Origin of the sequence: Kitasatospora sp. NPDC051705, assembly GCF_044453265.1 — a bacterium.
Classification (GTDB): domain Bacteria; phylum Actinomycetota; class Actinomycetes; order Streptomycetales; family Streptomycetaceae; genus Kitasatospora.
This window is the reverse complement of sequence record NZ_JBITCO010000019.1, coordinates 123,452-141,787: the sequence shown is the minus strand read 5'-3', so window position 1 is coordinate 141,787 and position 18,336 is coordinate 123,452. Positions and strand designations below refer to the sequence as shown.

Annotated in this window: 21 protein-coding genes; 8 read left to right on the top strand and 13 right to left on the bottom strand. The window is 73.6% G+C overall.

Annotated elements, in window-relative coordinates; all coding sequences use genetic code 11:
• Positions 1-88: 88 nt before the first annotated feature.
• Complete coding sequence (gene hemL, locus ACIA8Q_RS23465; protein WP_360219159.1) at positions 89-1,417, bottom strand: glutamate-1-semialdehyde 2,1-aminomutase; 1,329 nt, start codon at positions 1,415-1,417, stop codon at positions 89-91.
• 438 nt (positions 1,418-1,855) lie between these two features.
• Here hemL and ACIA8Q_RS23460 point away from each other — a divergent pair, with 438 nt between their 5' ends.
• Positions 1,856-2,338 (top strand): hypothetical protein, encoded by a 483-nt coding sequence (locus ACIA8Q_RS23460; RefSeq protein ID WP_078881187.1) that lies wholly within the window; start codon positions 1,856-1,858, stop codon positions 2,336-2,338.
• 99 nt (positions 2,339-2,437) lie between these two features.
• Here the strand turns inward: ACIA8Q_RS23460 and ACIA8Q_RS23455 are convergent, their stop codons facing one another.
• From ACIA8Q_RS23455 to ACIA8Q_RS23440, 4 genes are all read right to left on the bottom strand, one after another.
• On the bottom strand, positions 2,438-2,926 hold the full coding sequence (locus tag ACIA8Q_RS23455) for a MarR family transcriptional regulator (RefSeq protein ID WP_360219162.1): 489 nt from the start codon (positions 2,924-2,926) through the stop codon (positions 2,438-2,440).
• Between the two features lie 62 nt (positions 2,927-2,988).
• Positions 2,989-4,269 carry a glycosyltransferase family 39 protein gene (locus tag ACIA8Q_RS23450; protein ID WP_360219165.1) on the bottom strand — a complete coding sequence of 427 codons (1,281 nt, stop codon included), beginning with the start codon at positions 4,267-4,269 and terminating at the stop codon, positions 2,989-2,991.
• A gap of 215 nt (positions 4,270-4,484) precedes the next feature.
• Complete coding sequence (locus ACIA8Q_RS23445; protein WP_360219168.1) at positions 4,485-6,161, bottom strand: RICIN domain-containing protein; 1,677 nt, start codon at positions 6,159-6,161, stop codon at positions 4,485-4,487.
• Positions 6,162-6,412: 251 nt separating this feature from the next.
• A complete protein-coding gene (locus tag ACIA8Q_RS23440) occupies positions 6,413-6,652 on the bottom strand; it encodes a chaplin (protein WP_360219171.1) in 240 nt (79 codons plus the stop codon).
• 239 nt (positions 6,653-6,891) lie between these two features.
• Here ACIA8Q_RS23440 and ACIA8Q_RS23435 point away from each other — a divergent pair, with 239 nt between their 5' ends.
• The 4 genes from ACIA8Q_RS23435 (at position 6,892) to ACIA8Q_RS23420 (ending at position 8,491) form a co-directional block, all read left to right on the top strand.
• A complete protein-coding gene (locus tag ACIA8Q_RS23435) occupies positions 6,892-7,146 on the top strand; it encodes a chaplin (RefSeq protein WP_360219174.1) in 255 nt (84 codons plus the stop codon).
• 231 nt (positions 7,147-7,377) lie between these two features.
• The gene (locus ACIA8Q_RS23430; protein WP_360219177.1) at positions 7,378-7,620 is read left to right on the top strand and encodes a chaplin; all 243 of its coding nucleotides are present in this window, start codon (positions 7,378-7,380) and stop codon (positions 7,618-7,620) included.
• Positions 7,621-7,727: 107 nt separating this feature from the next.
• The gene (locus tag ACIA8Q_RS23425) at positions 7,728-7,997 is read left to right on the top strand and encodes a chaplin (protein ID WP_360219180.1); all 270 of its coding nucleotides are present in this window, start codon (positions 7,728-7,730) and stop codon (positions 7,995-7,997) included.
• 119 nt (positions 7,998-8,116) lie between these two features.
• The gene (locus ACIA8Q_RS23420; RefSeq protein ID WP_360219183.1) at positions 8,117-8,491 is read left to right on the top strand and encodes a hypothetical protein; all 375 of its coding nucleotides are present in this window, start codon (positions 8,117-8,119) and stop codon (positions 8,489-8,491) included.
• A 100-nt stretch (positions 8,492-8,591) separates the two neighbouring features.
• Here the strand turns inward: ACIA8Q_RS23420 and ACIA8Q_RS23415 are convergent, their stop codons facing one another.
• On the bottom strand, positions 8,592-9,299 hold the full coding sequence (locus tag ACIA8Q_RS23415) for a hypothetical protein (RefSeq protein WP_360219186.1): 708 nt from the start codon (positions 9,297-9,299) through the stop codon (positions 8,592-8,594).
• Positions 9,300-9,579: 280 nt separating this feature from the next.
• On the opposite strand from ACIA8Q_RS23415, the gene ACIA8Q_RS23410 reads away from it, so the two are divergent.
• The 3 genes from ACIA8Q_RS23410 (at position 9,580) to ACIA8Q_RS23400 (ending at position 10,831) form a co-directional block, all read left to right on the top strand.
• Positions 9,580-9,924 (top strand): hypothetical protein, encoded by a 345-nt coding sequence (locus tag ACIA8Q_RS23410; protein WP_031063477.1) that lies wholly within the window; start codon positions 9,580-9,582, stop codon positions 9,922-9,924.
• A 77-nt stretch (positions 9,925-10,001) separates the two neighbouring features.
• On the top strand, positions 10,002-10,346 hold the full coding sequence (locus ACIA8Q_RS23405; protein ID WP_188309838.1) for a rodlet layer protein: 345 nt from the start codon (positions 10,002-10,004) through the stop codon (positions 10,344-10,346).
• Positions 10,347-10,567: 221 nt separating this feature from the next.
• Positions 10,568-10,831, top strand: coding sequence for a hypothetical protein (locus tag ACIA8Q_RS23400; RefSeq protein WP_360212806.1), 264 nt, complete (start codon positions 10,568-10,570; stop codon positions 10,829-10,831).
• Between the two features lie 77 nt (positions 10,832-10,908).
• On the opposite strand, the gene hemB is transcribed toward ACIA8Q_RS23400, so the two are convergent.
• The 7 genes from hemB to ACIA8Q_RS23365 all read right to left on the bottom strand — a co-directional run bounded on the left by hemB (position 10,909) and on the right by ACIA8Q_RS23365 (position 18,212).
• On the bottom strand, positions 10,909-11,889 hold the full coding sequence (gene hemB, locus ACIA8Q_RS23395) for a porphobilinogen synthase (protein WP_360212804.1): 981 nt from the start codon (positions 11,887-11,889) through the stop codon (positions 10,909-10,911).
• A 64-nt stretch (positions 11,890-11,953) separates the two neighbouring features.
• Positions 11,954-13,603 carry a bifunctional uroporphyrinogen-III C-methyltransferase/uroporphyrinogen-III synthase gene (locus ACIA8Q_RS23390; RefSeq protein WP_360212802.1) on the bottom strand — a complete coding sequence of 550 codons (1,650 nt, stop codon included), beginning with the start codon at positions 13,601-13,603 and terminating at the stop codon, positions 11,954-11,956.
• Positions 13,600-14,610, bottom strand: coding sequence for a hydroxymethylbilane synthase (hemC, locus tag ACIA8Q_RS23385; RefSeq protein ID WP_360212800.1), 1,011 nt, complete (start codon positions 14,608-14,610; stop codon positions 13,600-13,602). The genes ACIA8Q_RS23390 and hemC overlap by 4 nt, the downstream gene beginning before the upstream one ends.
• A 41-nt stretch (positions 14,611-14,651) precedes the next feature.
• The gene (locus tag ACIA8Q_RS23380) at positions 14,652-15,989 is read right to left on the bottom strand and encodes a glutamyl-tRNA reductase (protein WP_360212798.1); all 1,338 of its coding nucleotides are present in this window, start codon (positions 15,987-15,989) and stop codon (positions 14,652-14,654) included.
• A 28-nt stretch (positions 15,990-16,017) separates the two neighbouring features.
• A complete protein-coding gene (locus ACIA8Q_RS23375; RefSeq protein ID WP_360212796.1) occupies positions 16,018-16,917 on the bottom strand; it encodes a redox-sensing transcriptional repressor Rex in 900 nt (299 codons plus the stop codon).
• A gap of 101 nt (positions 16,918-17,018) precedes the next feature.
• Positions 17,019-17,765, bottom strand: coding sequence for a 3'-5' exonuclease (locus ACIA8Q_RS23370; protein ID WP_360212794.1), 747 nt, complete (start codon positions 17,763-17,765; stop codon positions 17,019-17,021).
• A gap of 162 nt (positions 17,766-17,927) precedes the next feature.
• On the bottom strand, positions 17,928-18,212 hold the full coding sequence (locus ACIA8Q_RS23365; protein ID WP_360212792.1) for a glutaredoxin family protein: 285 nt from the start codon (positions 18,210-18,212) through the stop codon (positions 17,928-17,930).
• Between the last annotated feature and the right edge of the window lie 124 nt (positions 18,213-18,336).

Here is an 18,336-nt window from a genome sequence, read left to right as displayed (position 1 = left end):
AGAAGCCGGCGTGGGGGTACCCCCGGCCGAAGGCTGGGGGAGTGCGTGCCCCGGCGGCGACCGCCTGGCGTGATCCGAAAGACACGCCCTAGGCCGTGGCAGCGGCGGCCGCGCGGGCGGCGGCGGGCAGGGCCGCGGCGATCCGCTCGAGGGCGCGCTCGTCGTGGGCCGCCGAGACGAACCAGGACTCGAAGGCGGACGGCGGCAGGTAGACGCCCTCGGCGAGCATCGCGTGGAAGAAGGCGGTGAAACGGTACGCCTCCTGGGTCTTCGCCTCGTCGTAGTTCGTGACGGCGGCGTCGGTGAAGAACACCGAGAACATGTTCCCGGCGGTCTGCAGCCGGTGCACCACGCCCTCCTTGGTGAGCGCCTCCGACACCAGCCCGGAGACCTCGGCGGCCACCCGGTCCACCGTCGTGTACACCTCGTCGGTGCAGCCGCGCAGCTGGGCCAGGCCCGCCGCGGTGGCGACCGGGTTCCCGGACAGGGTGCCCGCCTGGTAGACCGGGCCGGCCGGGGCCAGGTGGGCCATCACGTCGGCGCGGCCGCCGAAGGCCGCGGCGGGGAAGCCGCCGCCCATGACCTTGCCGAAGGTCAGCAGGTCCGGCGCCCAGCCCTCGCCGGCCGCCTCCAGGCCGTACCAGCCGGCCTTGGAGACGCGGAAGCCGGTCATCACCTCGTCGGAGACGAACAGCGCGCCGTTCGCCGCGCAGAGCCGGGCCAGGCCCGCGTTGAAGCCGGGCAGCGGCGGGACGACGCCCATGTTGCCGGGCGAGGCCTCGGTGATCACGCAGGCGATCTCGCCCGGGTGGGCGGCGAACGCCTGCTCGACGGCGGCCAGGTCGTTGTAGGGCAGCACGATGGTGTCGCCGGCCTGGGCGCCGGTGACGCCCGGGGTGTCCGGCAGACCGAAGGTGGCCACCCCGGAACCGGCCGCGGCCAGCAGCGCGTCCACGTGACCGTGGTAACAACCGGCGAACTTCACGACCTTCGCCCGGCCGGTGAAGCCGCGGGCCAGCCGGATCGCGGACATGGTGGCCTCGGTGCCGGAGGAGACCAGGCGGACCTGCTCGACCGGGGCGACCCGGGCGACGATCTCCTCCGCCAGCTCGACCTCGCCCTGGCCGGGCGTGCCGAAGGAGGTGCCGTGGGAGACCGCCCGCTGGACGGCGTCGATCACGGCGGGGTGCGCGTGGCCGAGGATCATCGGGCCCCAGGAGCACACCAGGTCGACGTACTCGCGGCCGTCGGCGTCGGTGAGGTAGGGGCCGGTGCCGGACACCATGAAGCGCGGCGTGCCGCCGACGGCGCGGAAGGCGCGCACCGGGGAGTTGACGCCGCCGGGCGTCACCACGGAGGCGCGGTCGAACAGCGACTGGGACTGGGGGGCTTCGTAGGGGTAGCTCACGGGAGACATGGTCTCAAATCGTGTCCTTGAGCTCTGCATGTCGGACCCGATCATCTGGAACGATGATCCGGGCACCGTTGTCTGTACGGTTGTCCGTACAGCAGGGGCCCTGACCGCTCCGGAGCACGGACCGGTCAGACTGTGCACCCGGGGTGCGCAGGCGCTCCGGTTGTGTGCAGGGGTGTGGAGAGGACTGCCGCGTACCGCGAGTGGGTACGGCGGCGCATGACGGGTAAGGAGCACGTCCGGTGGGACGCCGGGCGTGCGGGGGTCTGTCGATTCCGGCGAATTCCGGTGAGGATGGTCCGAGTGTCCGAGGCGCAGGACGGCTACGACGAGGCCGCGGGGGGCTCCCGCAGGCCCGCCGAAGCCGCACGCGGGGGTACGGGAGCGGGTACGGGTCGTGGTCGTCGCGGTGGCGAGAGGCGGGGTGAGGGACGCGTGGGGGTGACGTACAAGTACTTCGGCGCACCGGACCGCGCCACCGCCGCCAGAGTCCCCACCGCCCTCGGCCCCGGGGGGCTCGGTCTGGACGCGGGCGAGCTCGGCTCGCTCGGGCGCCTCGGCGACCTGATGGAGACCAGCGGCTCCCCCAACGGCCACCTCTCCACCAAGATCAAGCCGGAGACCATGAGCGCCATGGTGCTCACCGGCATCCAGGGCGTCCCGCTGCACCAGGTGCCGCCGCTGGAGCTGGTCGTGCTGCACCCCGACTACGCCGTCGTCCAGCTCCCGCACAACGTCGTCGAGCCGCTGCGCAAGGCCGACGAGACCGAGCTCGGCGCCGCCGCCTTCATCTGGTCCACCGTCCCCGACCGGCGCGGACCGCGCGACGCCTTCGTGATCTACAGCATGCTGCACGAGTGGCAGGACTTCGCCAACCGCCTGCACGAGGCGGGGCACCAGCTGTACTGCCTGGTCTGGCCCTAGGGTTCATCTGACAGCTCCGCCGCCCCGGCCGCTCGACGCGGGCCGGGGCGAGGTCGGTTGACGCCCGGTCAGCCCTCCCCGCGGGCCCCCGGGCAGGGCTCAGCCCCGGGCGCGCCGCGCGCGGCGCACCGTCCGTTCGCTCTCCACCGGCTCCGCCAGGTGCCCGCCCACCAGGTGCGTCAGCGCCCGCACGAACACCTCCTGCTCGGGCTGCGGCAGCGACTCCAGCAGCTCCCGGTGCACCCGGTCGGCGATCGCGGTGCCCTGCTCGACGACGCGCCCGCCCGCCTCGGTGACCGAGATGATCCGGGCCCGCCGGTCCGTCGCGGACGGGCGGCGCTCGGCCAGCCCCAGCTTCTCCAGCTCGTCCACGGTGACCACCATGGTGGTCTTGTCCAGGTCCGCCAGCTCGGCCAGCTGGATCTGGGTGCGTTCGGACTCCTGCGCGTGGAAGAGCACGCAGTACGCGCGCGGCGTGATGCCGAGCTCCGTGAAGGCGGCCGCCATCCGGGTCGCCAGCACGTGGCTCGCGTGGTCCAGCAGGCCGGAGATGTCTCGGATCTGGCGCACGGGCGGGGTCGTCGTCATACGTCCGAGGTTAGCAACGGCCCGTCCACTCCCGGATGATCCCGTTGCCAACCAACGCGGGTCTACGGGATACCCAACTCGAACAGCGCATAGCCCGCGTACCAGCCCGCCGCCACCACCGGCATCGCGAACAGTCCGACCAGCGAGGAGGTCCGCACCCGGCGCAGCGCCACCGCCAGACCGATGAACAGCGGGAACGCGGGCAGCAGGTAGCGCGAGATGTTGCCGAAGATCTGGTTGCTGCTCAGCGCGGTGATGATGGTCAGCGCCGTGTAGACCACCAGCACCAGCGGCGGGCGGGTCCGTCGGAGCAGCACCAGCAGACCGGGCAGCGCGATCAGCAGGGCGATCGCGATCAGGTCCGGAACGGGATTGGACTGCCAGAAGTCCCAGTGCCCGGTGATCACGTCCATGACCGTGCGGACCGTGGACGCACCACCGTCGAAGTAGCGGTTCCAGGCGCCGCGCTGCAGCTTGAAGTAGCCGCCCCAGTCGCCCATCCGGTACCCGACCCAGACCACGTAGCCGAGCAGGCCCCACGGGGTGACCAGCATCGCGAACAGCGGCCGGCCCACGCCGTCGGTGCGCCGCACCAGCGCCACCAGGGCCGCGATCGACACCGCCGCGATCAGCGCCGCCGCCGTCGGCCGGTTGAGGCCCGCCACCAGGGCCAGCAGGCCGGCCGCCACCCAGCGGCGGGTCATCACGCAGTAGCAGGCCCAGGCGGACAGCGCGACGAACAGCGAGTCCGAGTAGACCGCCCACTCCACGCCCGAGCCAGGGAACAGGCCCCAGATCACCGCGGCGATCACACCCGCCCGGAACCCGCCGAGCCGCTCCGCGACCGCGAAGATCCCGGCCGCCGCGACCAGCGAGGCCAGCACCGAGACCGCTATCCCCGAGCCGTACGGCCCCAGCCCGGTCACCGCGCCGACCAGCCGCATCAGCCACGGGTACAGCGGGAAGAAGGCCGCCGAGTTCTCGTAGTAGGTGGCCAGCGGCCAGCCGTGCAGCGGGATCAGCTGCGGGTCGTACCCGTTCTCCGCGATCCGCTGGTACCAGACGCCGTCCCAGGTGCCCAGCACGTCCCACGGCTGGGCCCCGCCGCCGCGGCCCGGGTCCTTCTTCAGGAAGTCCCCGGTGTGCGACAGCAGCACCATGAAGACGGTCAGGCCGACGGCCTTGACCACCGCGTACGCGCCGAGCGCGGGTGCGAAGCGGTCCACCAGCGCCCCGAACCGCCCGGGCACCCGGCCCGACGACTCCTCGGAACGCTCCACGTCCGGTGCCGCGGGCGCACCGGGCTCCTTGCTGGACGACTCGGTGCTCGATGCCGTGCTCATCTGCTCTCGGTACTCCCCGCCCCGCTCGTGGGTCCGCGCGGCTACGGCGCAGCGATTTTTCAGGTGAGCCTACGGCACGCCCCCGAGCGCCCGGCTCCCAGCCGCCCGCCCGGAACCCCGTGGCGCCGCCCCGCCCGCACCGGCGACGGCCCCGCGTGCCGACGCCCCGCCGCCGCACCGGATCCGGGCGGTGGCGGGGCGTCGGGTGCGGAGGGTCAGCTCGGGAGGTAGACGATGCCGAGCTTGGTGAGCTGCCAGAGCTGGTTCGGGGCGCCCGTGTCGGCGGTGAGCTCGACGAGCGGGTTGCCCTTGGCGTCGAGCGTGCTGCCGGGCGCGACCACCTTGCCGCGGTCCTGGGAGTCGGCGATCTTGTAGCGGCCGTCGCCCGCGGACACCAGGACCCAGTGCTGGTTGCCGCCGCCGTTGCAGCGCCACTGCTGGATGCGGGTGCCGGGGGCGGTGGAGGCGGCGTTGGCGTCCAGGCACATGTCCCGGTTGCCGCTGAAGTCGAGCTCGAAGCTGCCGCCGGCCTTGGCCTCCAGCACGAAGGACTGGTTCAGCCCGCCGCCGGCCGGATAGGTGATGGCGGCCCGGCCGTTGGTGGAGTCGCCGTAGGTGCCGCCGCCGCTGAGGTCGAGCACGTTCCCGTTGCCCGCGTTGGTGAGCTGGTACCAGGAGCCGTCCTCGGGGGCGTCGCCGAACGGCTTGCCGGGGGTGAGCGGCCGGATCGAGGTGGTGTTCTTCGGATCGAGCGTGCAGTAGGCCTGCGCCAGGTCGGGCTCGGCGAAGAACTGGCCGAGGCAGACGCCCTCGCCCCGGTAGCCGGCGACCCGCAGGTGGTACGACTGCCGGACCATGTTCATGCACAGGCCCGGGATGCCGATCTGCGAGTCGCACCCGTTGCGCGCCCACTCGGAGAGGTTGATGACGTCCCCGTTGGAGTACTCGTACGGGGAGCTCGTCCACTCCGCGCAGACCTCGTGCCCGAAGGCGACCCTGCGCTGGTCGAGGTAGCGCACGCCCGGCACCTGCTCGGCGGCGCCGCGCAGCGCGTCGCTGAAGGTCGGCACCACCCAGTTGTGGCCCCAGGCGAGGTCCTCGGGGAAGGCCGGGCAGCCGTCGGCGATCTTGCCGAGGTAGTCGTTGCGCCGGATGTCCGGGGTGATCGGGTTGAAGTACGACTGGTAGACCAGCTGGTACGAGGTGTCCGGGTAGCCCGCCCGGCGCATGGTCTGCCGGACGTTCTGCAGCGCGGCCACGACCTTGGGCTGGACCCGCTTGGCGCGCTGGACGATCTCGGCGCTGCCGATGGTGTCCCGGCAGCCCTGGTCCTTGGGGATCGGGAAGTACTGCGCGAGGCAGTGCATCATGATCCCGCTGAAGTCGAAGTCGTCGTTGGCGCCGATGGTGACGACGACCATCTTGACGTCGTACTTCCCGGCCACGTCGGCGAGTCGGACGTCCTGTTTCGGCTCGCCGAAGTCCCCGCTGCCGGAGCCGGTGACCTTGGCCAGCTCGGGGTCGCTGACCAGGTCGCCGGTCTGGGCGCCGGAGCAGGCGAGGTCGATCGGGGTGACCCCGGGGATGTCGGTGACGAAGATCTCCGACTTGGGGTGCCGGTGGCAGTAGTTGGTGGGGCTGTCGGTCTCGGGGAAGTAGCCGTCGCCGGTGTCGGTGCCGGCGCCCTCCCCCGAGATGGCGCTGTCGCCGAGGGCGACGATCGCGGCCGGGCGGGTGGCGCCGGCCTGCGGGGCCGGGTCGGCGAGGGCGGCCGGCGCGCCGGCCAGGCCCAGGGAGGCGACGAGGGCGCCGGTGGCCAGCAGTGCGCCGTAGGGGGAGCGGCGCGCCGGCTTCCGTGGGCGCCGCGCCGCTGACAGTCGGGACCTGATCACACGCGACTCCTTGCGGGGGTGGGGGGCCGCCCGGAGGGGCGCCGAGCGGCGCGGGGCAAGAAAGGTGAGCAGGTCTCACATTCTAGGTACTGACAAGTAGTGCAACAAGGCTCGTGACAGCGGCGGAACCTGAGGCCCCGTCGGCCCGCGTGGCGCCCGCGGGGAGGCGGGCACGACGAAAGCCGCCGCTCCGCACCCCAGGAGGGAAGCGCGGAGCGGCGGCTCACACCCCGGCCGAACCGGGTGCGGGATCAGCCCACGTTGGCGCAGTGGTTCCCGAACGCCGGGTTCAGCAGGCCGACGATGTCGATGGTGTTGCCGCAGAGGTTGACCGGAACGTGCACCGGAACCTGGACCTGGTTGCCCGAGATGACACCGGGGGAACCGGCGGCGACGCCCTCGGCGCCGGAGCTGGCCATCGCGGTGCCGGCGCCGGCGGCCACGATGCCCACCACGGCCGCGCCGACGGCGGCGGTCTTCTTGATGCTCATACGAGCCTCCTGACTGTTCAACAGAGATGCACGGGGAGTGCGACATCTAGAACGACACCCGTCCGGAGCGGTTGCGACGGTGCGCGCACTGTCACCCGTGTGGCCCAACGGGCACGGCGACCGGCATTCGGGTGATCACGGGTGATCCGCCGACCGGACCGTTTCCCCCGGCCCCCTCCCTCGTTCTCCCTGGCGGAACACGCTCCATCCGGTCCTACACAACGAATCGAGTACCGCCCATGCGCAAGCTCGCCCACGGCGTCGTCGGCACCGCGGCCACCGCCGCCCTGCTCGCCGCCGGCGCAGGCGCCGCGTCCGCACACCACCTGCACGGCGCGTCCGCCGAGGGTGCCGCGGCCGGCTCCGCCGGCGTGGTCTCGGGCAACGAGCTGCTGATGGTTCCCGTCGACGTCCCGGTGAACCTCTGCGGCAACTCGATCGACGTGGTGGGCCTCCTGAACCCGGCGTTCGGCAACCACTGCCTCAACGCCTGACCGGGAATTCCTGGTCGCTCCCCCTCCGAACCGTTCCCGGCCGTGCGGGAACCGTCCGCGGGGAGCCGGAAACGACGCGACGGCTGCGTGCGCCCGCGCCACGGGCGAAACACGCCGGTGTGCGCCGTCGGAGTGACAATCACGGCAATCCCAGAAGCCATCGGGTGAGTATTCCCGCTCGCCCGGCCCCCGACATTTCGCATCCGTCGGGCAGAAAACGGAGGAAAGAACATGCGTAACCTCAAGAAGGCCGCCGCCCTCTCCCTGGCCGCGACCGGCCTGGTCCTCGGTGCGGCCGGCGGCGCGTTCGCCAGCTCCGGTGCCGAGGGCGTCGCCGCCGGCTCCCCGGGCGTGCTCTCCGGCAACCAGATCCAGATCCCGGTGCACATCCCCGTCAACGTCTGCGGCAACAGCATCGGCGTCATCAGCATCCTGAACCCGGCGTTCGGCAACTCCTGCGCCAACATCGGCTGAACCCGCGGTCGCCGCAGCGGCGACTGCTGATTCACCGACCGTGCCGCGCCCCGGAGCGCCGGGGCGCGGCACGCTCCACCCGTGTGTGATCGAGGAGATCAACCCCCATGCAGAACGTGAAGAAGGCCGCTGTCCTCTCCGCCGCCGCCGCCGGCCTGGTGCTGGGCGCGGCCGGCTCCGCCGCCGCGAGCTCGGGCGCCGAGGGCGTGGCCGCCGGTTCCCCCGGTGTCGCCTCCGGCAACCAGATCCAGATCCCGGTGCACATCCCGGTCAACCTGTGCGGCAACAGCATCAACGTCATCGGCGCCCTGAACCCGGCCTTCGGCAACAGCTGCGCCAACGCCGAGATGCACCCGCAGCACGCGGACGACTGCTGATCCCCGATCGGCACGCGTTCCGGCCGAACTGCCCCCCGACCAGCCGGCCGGGGGGCAGTTCGGCGTCCCCGGCGCCCGGTGGCCGACCGGGCCCCCGATCCACCGAAGGGTGATACCGCATGGTTTCGAAGAAGGGTGGGGCCGGCGTGGCCGCCGCCGTCGGCGCCGCGATGCTGCTCGGTGCGGGCTCGGCGCAGGCCGCCCCCGCGGCGGGCCCCGCACCCGGGCCGGCCACGCTGGCCAAGACCGACGTCGGCCAGGCGCTGAACGGCACGACCTCCGGGCTCGGCTACGGCGTCGCGCCGATCAAGAGCCTGCGCCTGGACCCGTGGGCCAACTCCTCCGCCGACGTGCTCAACAACGGTGCGACCGTGCAGCCGGACCAGGGCCTGGCCCCAGTGGGCACCGGCACGCTGACCGGACCGCTGAGCGCGGGCGGCGGGGTCAAGGACCTCCCGCTGGTCGGCGGGCTGACCGGCGCCCTGCCGGGCTGAGGGCGCGGACGCGCCGGAGCCCGGCACCCCGCCTGGTGGCCAGGGGTGCCGGGCTCCGGCGCGTCGGGCCGGTGCCCGACCGGCTCAGAGCCGGGTGAGCTCAGAGCCGGGTGAGGTCGGCCAGACCGCTCTGCCGGACGAGGCCGGTGACGGTCGAGGTCGCCGTGTCGGTCGCGTCGGTCTGCTGCAGGACGCCGGTGGCGGTCGCGGTGGTGGTGGTGGCCAGCGCGTTCGCCTCGTCGGTGACGGAGAGCCGGCTCTCGTCGCCGCCCAGGCTCGCGGTGGCCCCGGGGACGGTCTGCACGGCACCGGGCACCAGGCGCGGGTCCACCTCGTCCACCCGGATCCGGCCGTCGGCGAGCTGGCCGGTGCCGTCGTGCACCAGGGACAGCGGCTTGCCCACGTCCAGGCCGGGCGTCTTGGCCTGGAGCGGCGCGGCCGGGGCCTCCAGCAGCACCTCCCCGAGGTCGGCGCCCTGGTCGACCAGCGGGAGCGGCAACTGGGCCTTGGCGCTCGGGCCGACCTTGCCGGTGGCCAGCTGGGGCACCAGGTGGTCCGGGAGCAGCCCGTTGTCGGTGGTCCGGCCGGCCGGCGGCATGACCAGCGAGGTGGGGATGCCGGCCGTGACGCGGCTGCCCAGCGGGGTGAGCGGCACGTCGGCCGGGACCTGCTGGGTGGCCAGCTTGTCCTCCAGGGCTCCGACCTGGTCGGGGCTCACGGCCGGGGCGGCGGAGGCCGCTCCCTGGGAGGCGAGCACGCCCGCACCGACCGCCAGCAGCATCGCGCCGGCCCGCTTGGAGAACTTCATGCTTTTCACCGTTCCTTCGGGGAGGGCTGCGGGGCCGCAGCCGGAAAGCAATCTGCCTCAACGAGTGACGGTGAGCCCGGATTGCGGCGGTTAACCGGTTCGGCCTAATAATCCGACCGGAAACCACCCATCGACGCGCCTCCCGGACTGTTTTAAAAAATGCCCGTAACCTTCCGTGCCGTCATTCTTTGATCTGGACGTCAGTGACTGCAGACCGGGTCTGAGCGTTCTACGCGTTGTACGCACGGAAACCAAGAGCATTTCAGAGAGGGATCTCCCCATGATCCAGAAGTCCTTCGCCGCCGCCGGCCTGGCCGTCGCCGCGCTGGCCGCCGCCGCCGCGCCCGCCTCGGCCATCGGGGACGCGGACGGCGCCGCCGCCTCCATCGAGGGCAACGGCGGTACCAACTTCACCGGCACCGTCGGCAACAACAGCCCGAACTTCCACTTCCTGGACAACGCGAACGTCTGCCTCCCCGAGATCCACAACATCGCCGTCGGCGTTCTCGGTGTGGCCGTCCCGGTCGAGGTCCCGATCGCCAACAGCGGTGGCAAGCAGTACTGCACCCAGGGCCAGGGCACCCAGAGCCACGGCGACGCGGGCGTGTCCCACCTCGTCGGCTGACGCTCCCCCAGCCGCACTCCCCCCCGATCCACCCTTCGAATCGCTCCCCGATTCACCCCTCGAGAGGAAAACCGGAAATGATCAAGAAGTCCCTCGCCGCCGCCGGCCTGGCCGCCGCCGCCATCGCGATGTCCGCCGGCTCGGCCTCCGCCATCGTCGACTCGGACGGCGCCGCCACCTCCGTCCAGGGCAACGGCGGTACCAACCAGACCGGCACCCACGGCAACGGCAGCCCGAACTTCCACACCCTGGACAACGCGAACATCTGCCTGCCGGAGGTCCACAACATCGCCGTCGCCGTGGTCGGCGTCGCGGTTCCGGTCGAGGTGCCCGTCCTGAACAGCACCCCGAAGCAGATCTGCAACGTCGGCCAGAACACCCAGTCCTCGGGCGACGCGGGTGTCTCGCACCTGATCGGCTGATCAAGGGGCCTGGTACGGACGGAGGGCCCGGGGAGGTACGTCTCCCCGGGCCCTCCGGGCTCTGCGGACGAGGTTCCCGGCGGTCCGCCCGCACGGGTGGGACCGGCCGGGTGACCGGTCGTCGGGGGCGGCGCGTGGGGCGCCGCCCCCCACGACCGGATGTGATCACGTGTCAGAGGCAGGGCGCCCCCCGGGGGCGCTCCGACAGAGAGGCAGAACCCATGAAGAGCAAGCTGGCCAAGGCCGCGCTGACCGTCACCGCCGCGCTGGCGCTGGCGGGTGCCGCCACCCCGGCGTTCGCGCACGTCGGCCTGGCGGGCGGCGGCGAGTTCGCGGCCTCCGGCCACCACCCGTTCGTCGCCGGCGACTGGTGGGGCATCGCCCACACCTCGCACGTCGCCGCGGGCGGTGCGGGCTGGGGCGCCGCGACCTCCGAGGACGTCATCGGCGGCGAGGAAGGCTTCGCGCACGTCGGCGGCTGGTAGCAGACGGCGAAGGCCGGGTCCCTCCTGCGGGGAGGGGCCCGGCCTTCGGCGTGCCCGGCGCGATCCGGGACGGGACGTCAGTCCAGCAGCGCGGCGGCCTCGGCGGCCCAGTAGGTGAGGATCTGCTGGGCACCGGCCCGGCGGATCGAGGTGAGCGTCTCCATGATCATGCGCTCCCGGTCGATCCAGCCGTTCGCGGCGGCCGCCTCGACCATCGCGTACTCGCCGGACACCTGGTACGCGGCGACCGGCACCGGCGAGGCGTCGGCGACCTGGCGCAGGACGTCCAGGTAGGCCATGGCCGGCTTGACCATCACCAGGTCGGCGCCCTCGGCGAGGTCCTGCTCCAGCTCGCGCAGCGACTCGCGGGCGTTGGCCGGGTCCTGCTGGTAGGTCTTGCGGTCGCCCTTGAGCGAGGAGCCGACGGCCTCCCGGAACGGGCCGTAGAACGCCGAGGCGTACTTGGCCGTGTAGGCGAGGATGCCCACGTCCTGGTGCCCGGCCTCGTCCAGCGCCCGCCGGATCACCGCGATCTGGCCGTCCATCATGCCGGACGGGCCGACCAGGTGGACGCCGGCGTCCGCCTGCACCCGGGCCATCTCAGCGTAGCGCTCCAGGGTGGCGTCGTTGTCCACGCTGCCGTCGGCGGCCAGCACGCCGCAGTGGCCGTGGTCGGTGTACTCGTCCAGGCAGAGGTCCGACATGACCACCAGGGAGTCGCCGACCTCGGAGACCACGTCCCGGATGGCCTGCTGCAGGATGCCGTCCGGGTTGGTGCCCTCGCTGCCGGTCGCGTCCTGCACCTGCGGCACGCCGAACAGCATGAGGCCGCCCAGACCGGCCTCGGCCGCCTCGACCGCGGCCTTGCGCAGGGTGTCCCGGGTGTGCTGGACGACGCCCGGCATCGAGCTCACCGGGACGGGCTCGCGGACGCCCTCGCGGACGAACAGCGGCAGGATCAGCTCCGCCGGGTGCAGCCGGGTCTCGGCGACCAGCCGGCGCATCGCCGGGCTCTGCCGGAGCCGGCGCGGGCGAACGTACGGGAATTCAGCGGACACGGCTTCTCTCTCCGAACGGTTGTGCAGTGCCGGGGGCGGCGGATCACCACCCCCGGCCGGGGTGTCAGCGGGCCTTGCGGCGCGAACCCGGACGGCGCTCGCTGGGCCGGTAGACCGGCTCGCCGGCCGCCGTCGCGGTGTCCCGGCGCTTGGCCCCGAAGTCCGCCAGCGCCTGGGCCAGCGCGGCCGCCGACGGCGCCGGGGCCATCACGTCGACCCGCAGGCCGTGCTCCTCGGCGGTCTTGGCGGTGGCGGGGCCGATGCAGGCGATGACCGTCACGTTGTGCGGCTTGCCGGCGATGCCGACCAGGTTGCGGACGGTCGAGGAGGAGGTGAAGAGCACCGCGTCGAAGCCGCCGCCCTTGATCGCCTCGCGGGTCTCGGCCGGCGGCGGCGAGGCGCGCACCGTCCGGTACGCCGTCACGTCGTCGACCTCCCAGCCCAGCTCGACCAGGCCGGCCACCAGGGTCTCGGTGGCGATGTCGGCGCGCGGCAGCAGCACCCGGTCGATCGGGTCGAAGACCGGGTCGTACGGCGGCCAGTCCTCGAGCAGACCGGCGGCGGACTGCTCGCCGGAGGGCACCAGGTCCGGCTTCACACCGAAGTCCACCAGGGCCTGCGCGGTGGTCTCGCCGACGGCGGCGACCTTGATCCCGGCGAAGGCCCGGGCGTCCAGCCCGTACTCCTCGAACTTCTCCCGGACGGCGCGGACGGCGTTCACCGAGGTGAAGGCGATCCACTCGTAGCGGCCGGTGACCAGGCCCTTGATGGCCCGCTCCATCTGCTGCGGGGTGCGCGGCGGCTCGACCGCGATGGTCGGCACCTCCTGCGGCACCGCGCCGTAGGAGCGCAGCTGCTCGGAGAGGCCGGTCGCCTGCTCCTTGGTGCGCGGCACGAGCACGTTCCAGCCGAACAGCGGCTTGGTCTCGAACCACGAGTGCGAGGAACGGTGGACGACCTGCTCGCCCACCACGGCTATCACCGAGGTCGCCGGGTCCACCGGGGCGGAGACCGGCGAGGGCAGCACCCGGGCGGCCTTCAGGTCGGCCGCGATGGCGGACAGCGTGGAGGTGAAGGTCCGCTGGCGGGTGGTGGTGCCGGAGAGCGTGGCGCTCAGCGCCGACTCCGGCTTGCGGCCGTTGGCGACCAGTGCGTTGGCGGTGGCCGGGAGCTGGCCCAGGGTGGTGCGGACCACCAGGGTGGTCTCCGGCGCGCCCAGGTCCACCGGGCTGCCGGCCAGCAGCGCGGCGCCGTCCACGAAGCGCACGTCGGTGCCGGCCGCGCCGCGCAGCGGGACGCCCGCGTAGGCGGGGACGCCGACCGACTGGGCGACGCCCGGGACGACCTCGAAGGGGATCCCGTCGCCCGCGCAGCGGAGCATCTCCTCGGCGGCGCAGCCGTCCAGGCCCGGGTCGCCGTCGACGGTGCGGACCACGTGCTTGCCGGCCCGGACGGCCTCGGCGACCAGGCCGGTCAGGTCGAAGTCCGTGCCCTCGGCGGCCGGGGTGTGCACCTGCACACCGGCCGGACAGTGGGTGCGCACCGCGGCGGCGGTCAGCGGGTCGGCGACCAGGATGTCGGCCGAGGACAGCACCTCGACCGCGCGCAGGGTCAGCAGCCCCGGGTCCCCGGGGCCCGCGCCCAGGAAGGTGCACCGTCCGGCGGCGGACTGGCCGCCCGGGAACGGGGTGTCGGTGGCGGCGGTGGGGCTCATCGGGCTCGCTCCCCCATCAGGGTGGCCGCGCCCGCGTCGAGCAGCCGGGCGGCCAGCGCACGGCCGAGGGCCGTCGCGTGCTGCTCGGCGGTCTCGTCGAGGACGATCGGACCGTTGGCGGTCATCTTCAGCAGGGTGGCGCCGTCGGGGTCTCCGACCACGCCCTCCAGCCGCAGTTCGTTCGGCCGGACCCAGGTGGCCAGCGCGGCCACCGGGGCCGAGCAGCCGGCCTCAAGGGTGGCCAGCAGGGCGCGCTCGGCGGCCACGGCGACCCTCGTGGGGGCGTGGTCCAGGGCGGCGAGCGCGGCGGCCAGTCCGGTGTCGGCGGTGGTGCACTCGATCGCGAGCGCGCCCTGGCCGGGGGCCGGGATCATCAGGTCGGGGTCGAGGTGCTGGGAGATCTCGGCGCCGCGGCCGAGCCGGTTGAGGCCGGCCGTGGCCAGCACCACCGCGTCCAGCTCGCCGCCGGTCACGTAGCCGATCCGGGTGTCCACGTTGCCGCGGATCGCGACGGTCTCCAGCTGGGCGCCGCGGGCGGTGGCCCAGGCGTTCAGCTGGGCCATCCGGCGCGGGGAACCGGTGCCGATCCGGGCCGGGCGGCCGGCGCCGGCCAGCTTCTCGACCAGCTCGTCCAGGGTGAGCCCCTCGGCGGCGACCAGGGCGTCCCGGACGTCCTCGCGCTCGGGGACGGCGGCCAGCACCAGGCCCTCCGGCGCGGCGGTGGGCAGGTCCTTGAGCGAGTGCACGGCGAAGTCGATCCGGCCCTCCAGCAGCGCGTCCCGCAGCGCGGAGACGAACACGCCGGTGCCGCCGATCTGCGCCAGCGCCTCCCGGGAGGTGTCGCCGTAGGTGGTGATCTCCACCAGCTCGACGGGGCGCCCGGTGACCCGGGTGACCTCGCGGGCCACCATGCCCGACTGGGCCATGGCGAGCGCGCTGCGCCGGGTGCCGAGCCGCAGGGTCGCGGTGGCGGCCGGAGCCTGCTCCGTGATCGGTTGACCATTCATGAGGTGATCGTCCCGGTGGTACTCGTGGGATGGCTGACGGTTCATCTGGCGCCCCCGCCCGAGGGCTGGGGTCCGCCGACGGGGGTGCCCGACACGGCGTGCACGGCTGCCGGGTCGAGGTCGAAGAGCTCGCGCAGGGCGTCCGCGTAGGAGGCGCCCCCGGGCTCGGCGGCCAGCTGCTTCACCCGGACGGTCGGGGCGTGCAGCAGCTTGTCGACGACCCGGCGGACGGTCTGGGTGATCTCGGCGCGGGAGCGCTCGTCCAGGTCGGGCAGCCGGGAGTCCAGCCGGCCCAGCTCGGCGGCGACCACGTCGGAGGCCATCGAGCGCAGCGCGACGACGGTCGGCGCGATCCGGGCGGCCCGCTGGGCGGCGCCGAAGGCGGCCACCTCGTCGGCGACGATCCGGGTGACCTGGTCGACGTCGCCGGCGCCGGGGCTGGCGGCGTGCGCGTGGGAGAGGCTCTCCAGGTCGACCAGCAGGGCGCCGGGCAGCTCGTGCACGGCGTGGTCGACGTCGCGCGGCATGGCCAGGTCGAGCAGCGCGAGCGGCTCGCCGGACGTCCGGGCGGCGACCGCCGCGGCCACGTCCCCGGCCCGGATCACCACGCCGGCGGCGCCGGTGCAGGAGATCACCAGGTCGACGTCGGCCAGCGCCTCGGGCACCTTGGCGAGGTCCAGGGTGCGGGCCGCGCCGGGGCCGAGGATCTCCACCAGGCGCTCGGCGCGGGCCGGGGTCCGGTTGGCGATCAGCAGGTCGGTGACGCCGGCGCGGACCAGGGTGGCGGCGGCCAGCGAGCTCATCGAGCCCGCTCCGACCACCAGCGCCCGCTTGCCGGCGATCTCGCCGGCGCCCGCCGCGACCTGCTCCAGGCCGAAGGTGACCAGCGACTGGCCGGCCTTGTCGATGCCGGTCTCGCTGTGCGCCCGCTTGCCGACCCGCAGCGCCTGCTGGAACAGCTCGTTCAGGCCGCGGCCGGCGGTGTGCTCCTCCTGCGCCTTGGCCAGGGCGTCGCGCAGCTGACCGAGGATCTGGCCCTCGCCGACGACCATCGAGTCCAGGCCGCAGGCCACCGAGAAGAGGTGGTGGACGGCGCGGTCCTCGTAGTGGACGTACAGGTGGGAGGTCAGCTCCTCCAGGTCCACCCCGCTGTGGTGGGCGAGCAGCAGCGACAGCTCGGCGACGCCGGCGTGGAACTTGTCCACGTCCGCGTACAGCTCGATCCGGTTGCAGGTGTTGAGCAGCGCGGCCTCGCCGACCGTCGCGGTGGCGGCCGCGTCGTGCAGCAGCCGGGTCGGCACCTCGCCCGTCAGGGCGGCGCGCTCCAGCACGCCGACCGGCGCCGTGCGGTGGCTCAGTCCAACGACGAGAAGACTCATGCCCGCCCCCTGGTCCCACGGTTCTCGATCATGCGGGCATCACCGCGGAGCGATCTCCGTCGCCGCCCTTGGCGGACTTGCCCTTGCCCTGCTCGGGCTGCTCCTTGGCCGCGGACTCGGCGGTGCCGCGGCCCTTGCCGCTGCCGCCGGCCGCGCGGCGCAGCTTGGCGGCGGCCGCACGGACCGGGCCCGGGGCGCGGTCCAGCACCGACTCGGGCTGGTCGGGCTCCTCGCCGGCCTTGCGCTGCTCGTGGAAGGCCAGGATCTGCAGCTCGATGGAGAGGTCCACCTTGCGCACGTCCACGCCGTCCGGGACGGTCAGCACGGTCGGGGCGAAGTTGAGGATGCTGGTGACGCCGGCCTCGACGAGCCGGTCGCAGACCTGCTGGGCGGCGCCCGGCGGGGTGGTGATCACGCCGATCGAGACGTGCTGGCTCTCGACGATCGACTCCAGCTCGTCCATGTGCCGCACCGGCAGGCCGGCCGCGCTGCTGCCGACCACGTTGGGGTCGGCGTCCAGCAGGGCCGCCACCCGGAAGCCGCGGGAGGCGAAGCCGCCGTAGTTAGCGAGGGCGTGGCCGAGGTTCCCGATGCCGACGATGACGACCGGCCAGTCCTGGGTCAGGCCGAGCTCGCGGGAGATCTGGTAGACGAGGTACTCGACGTCGTAGCCGACGCCGCGGGTGCCGTAGGAGCCGAGGTAGGAGAAGTCCTTGCGCAGCTTGGCCGAGTTCACCCCGGCCGCGGCGGCCAGCTCCTCGGAGGAGACGGTCGGCACCGAGCGCTCGGACAGCGCGGTGAGCGCCCGCAGGTAGAGGGGCAGGCGGGCGACGGTCGCCTCCGGGATGCCCCGGGCACGCGAGGGTCGGCGCGCGGCGCCCTGCTCGGGCGTCTGCGAACTGCTCTGTGGTGATCGGCCGATTGCCACGGTGCTCCTGTGGGTGAAGCTGGGCTTAGGCAGCCAGGCTATGCGTTTGTGAACGTGTGCACAAAGATGGTGTCCGATTTGTCCCCGCACAGTGATGCGCATCACGCCGTCGACCCCATAGCACCGCGGTCCGACAGCACCACTGCCGGGGCAGGTACCCCGGGCAGCCACGGACCATACGGCGCCTCCCGCCGCATCAACGGGACGGGCGCCCCGGAGGGCCTGGAGCGGGCCCGGCCCAGCCTCGGCCACGGCACCCGCGCCGCCTCCCGCAGCGGGCCCGCCCAGTCGTCCGGCGGGCAGCCCGGCACCCCCGCGCAGTACCGCAGCAGCTCGGCCGTCACCCGGGCGTCGCCCAGCGCCGTGTGCGCCGGGTACCAGCCCAGGCCCGCCGCCTCCACGCAGGCCGCCAGGCCGTGGCCGCGGGCCTCCGGGAGGTGGGCGCCGGCCAGCCGCATCGTGCAGAGCAGGGGGACGGGCGGCAGCGGCACGCCGATCCGGGCGAACTCGCGCTCGAGGAAGGCGTGGTCGCAGCTCACGTGGTGGCCCACCAGGACCCGGCCGGCCAGCAGCTCCAGCAGCTGCGGGGCGATCTCCCGGAAGCGCGGGGCGCCCTCGACGTCCGCCTGGTGTATCCGGTGCACGTGGGTCGGCCCGACCGGGCCCAGCGGGTCGAGCAGGGTGGCGAACTCCGCCTCCGGGCGGAGCCCCTCGTCCAGCAGCACCACGGCGATCTCGACCACCCGGTGCCGCCACGGGCTGCGGCCGGTCGCCTCCACGTCCACCACGGCGAAGCCCCCCGCCCCCGACGGGGCTTCGGGCGTCCCAGGGGTCGGACCGGGAAGCATGACGGCACTCCTCGTGTGCTCAGCCCCCCTCGGGCGCAAACGCGTTCGATCGTAAGCCGACGAAGCGGCCCCGGCCCAAGCCGAACCGGGGTGTCTTTGGCAACGATTCGGCGAAGCGCCCCCGCCGAGTGGCGGGGGCGCGAAGGCGCCGCGGAGGGCCGGTCAGCCGCCGAGCGCGGCGCGCAGGCGGCGCTCGTCGACCCGCCAGAAGTCGTGCTGCCGCCCGTCGATCAGGGTGACCGGGATCTGCTCCCAGTAGCGCCGGTACAGCTCCTCGTCCTGCGTGATGTCCTTCTCCTCGAAGCTCGCGCCCAGCTCGCCCGCCACCCGGACGATCACCTCCCTGGCCTCGTCACACAGGTGGCAGCCGGGCTTGCCGACCAGGGTCACGGTGCGGTCGGCCGGCGAGGGCCGGGGGCTCTTGTCACGTCGCAGCAGTGGGCTCACCGGGCCATTGTGCGCCCGACCGGCCACCGCCCCGGCCCCGGCCGCCCGACCCCCGGGCCGGCCGGGGGCGCCGCCCGGTGTTCACCGCACGGGCACGCCGCCGTCACGGCCGCTCCTCGCCCGG

Bases quoted from the DNA above. Each gene is read 5' to 3' on its own strand.
- hemL (WP_360219159.1), bottom strand. From the start codon at position 1,417: ATGTCTCCCGTGAGCTACCCCTACGAAGCCCCCCAGTCCCAGTCGCTG.
- ACIA8Q_RS23455 (WP_360219162.1), bottom strand. From the start codon at position 2,926: ATGACGACGACCCCGCCCGTGCGCCAGATCCGAGACATCTCCGGCCTG.
- ACIA8Q_RS23450 (WP_360219165.1), bottom strand. From the start codon at position 4,269: ATGAGCACGGCATCGAGCACCGAGTCGTCCAGCAAGGAGCCCGGTGCG.
- ACIA8Q_RS23440 (WP_360219171.1), bottom strand. From the start codon at position 6,652: ATGAGCATCAAGAAGACCGCCGCCGTCGGCGCGGCCGTGGTGGGCATC.
- ACIA8Q_RS23435 (WP_360219174.1), top strand. From the start codon at position 6,892: ATGCGCAAGCTCGCCCACGGCGTCGTCGGCACCGCGGCCACCGCCGCC.
- ACIA8Q_RS23430 (WP_360219177.1), top strand. From the start codon at position 7,378: ATGCGTAACCTCAAGAAGGCCGCCGCCCTCTCCCTGGCCGCGACCGGC.
- ACIA8Q_RS23425 (WP_360219180.1), top strand. From the start codon at position 7,728: ATGCAGAACGTGAAGAAGGCCGCTGTCCTCTCCGCCGCCGCCGCCGGC.
- ACIA8Q_RS23420 (WP_360219183.1), top strand. From the start codon at position 8,117: ATGGTTTCGAAGAAGGGTGGGGCCGGCGTGGCCGCCGCCGTCGGCGCC.
- ACIA8Q_RS23415 (WP_360219186.1), bottom strand. From the start codon at position 9,299: ATGAAGTTCTCCAAGCGGGCCGGCGCGATGCTGCTGGCGGTCGGTGCG.
- ACIA8Q_RS23410 (WP_031063477.1), top strand. From the start codon at position 9,580: ATGATCCAGAAGTCCTTCGCCGCCGCCGGCCTGGCCGTCGCCGCGCTG.
- ACIA8Q_RS23405 (WP_188309838.1), top strand. From the start codon at position 10,002: ATGATCAAGAAGTCCCTCGCCGCCGCCGGCCTGGCCGCCGCCGCCATC.
- ACIA8Q_RS23400 (WP_360212806.1), top strand. From the start codon at position 10,568: ATGAAGAGCAAGCTGGCCAAGGCCGCGCTGACCGTCACCGCCGCGCTG.
- ACIA8Q_RS23390 (WP_360212802.1), bottom strand. From the start codon at position 13,603: ATGAGCCCCACCGCCGCCACCGACACCCCGTTCCCGGGCGGCCAGTCC.
- hemC (WP_360212800.1), bottom strand. From the start codon at position 14,610: ATGAATGGTCAACCGATCACGGAGCAGGCTCCGGCCGCCACCGCGACC.
- ACIA8Q_RS23380 (WP_360212798.1), bottom strand. From the start codon at position 15,989: ATGAGTCTTCTCGTCGTTGGACTGAGCCACCGCACGGCGCCGGTCGGC.
- ACIA8Q_RS23370 (WP_360212794.1), bottom strand. From the start codon at position 17,765: ATGCTTCCCGGTCCGACCCCTGGGACGCCCGAAGCCCCGTCGGGGGCG.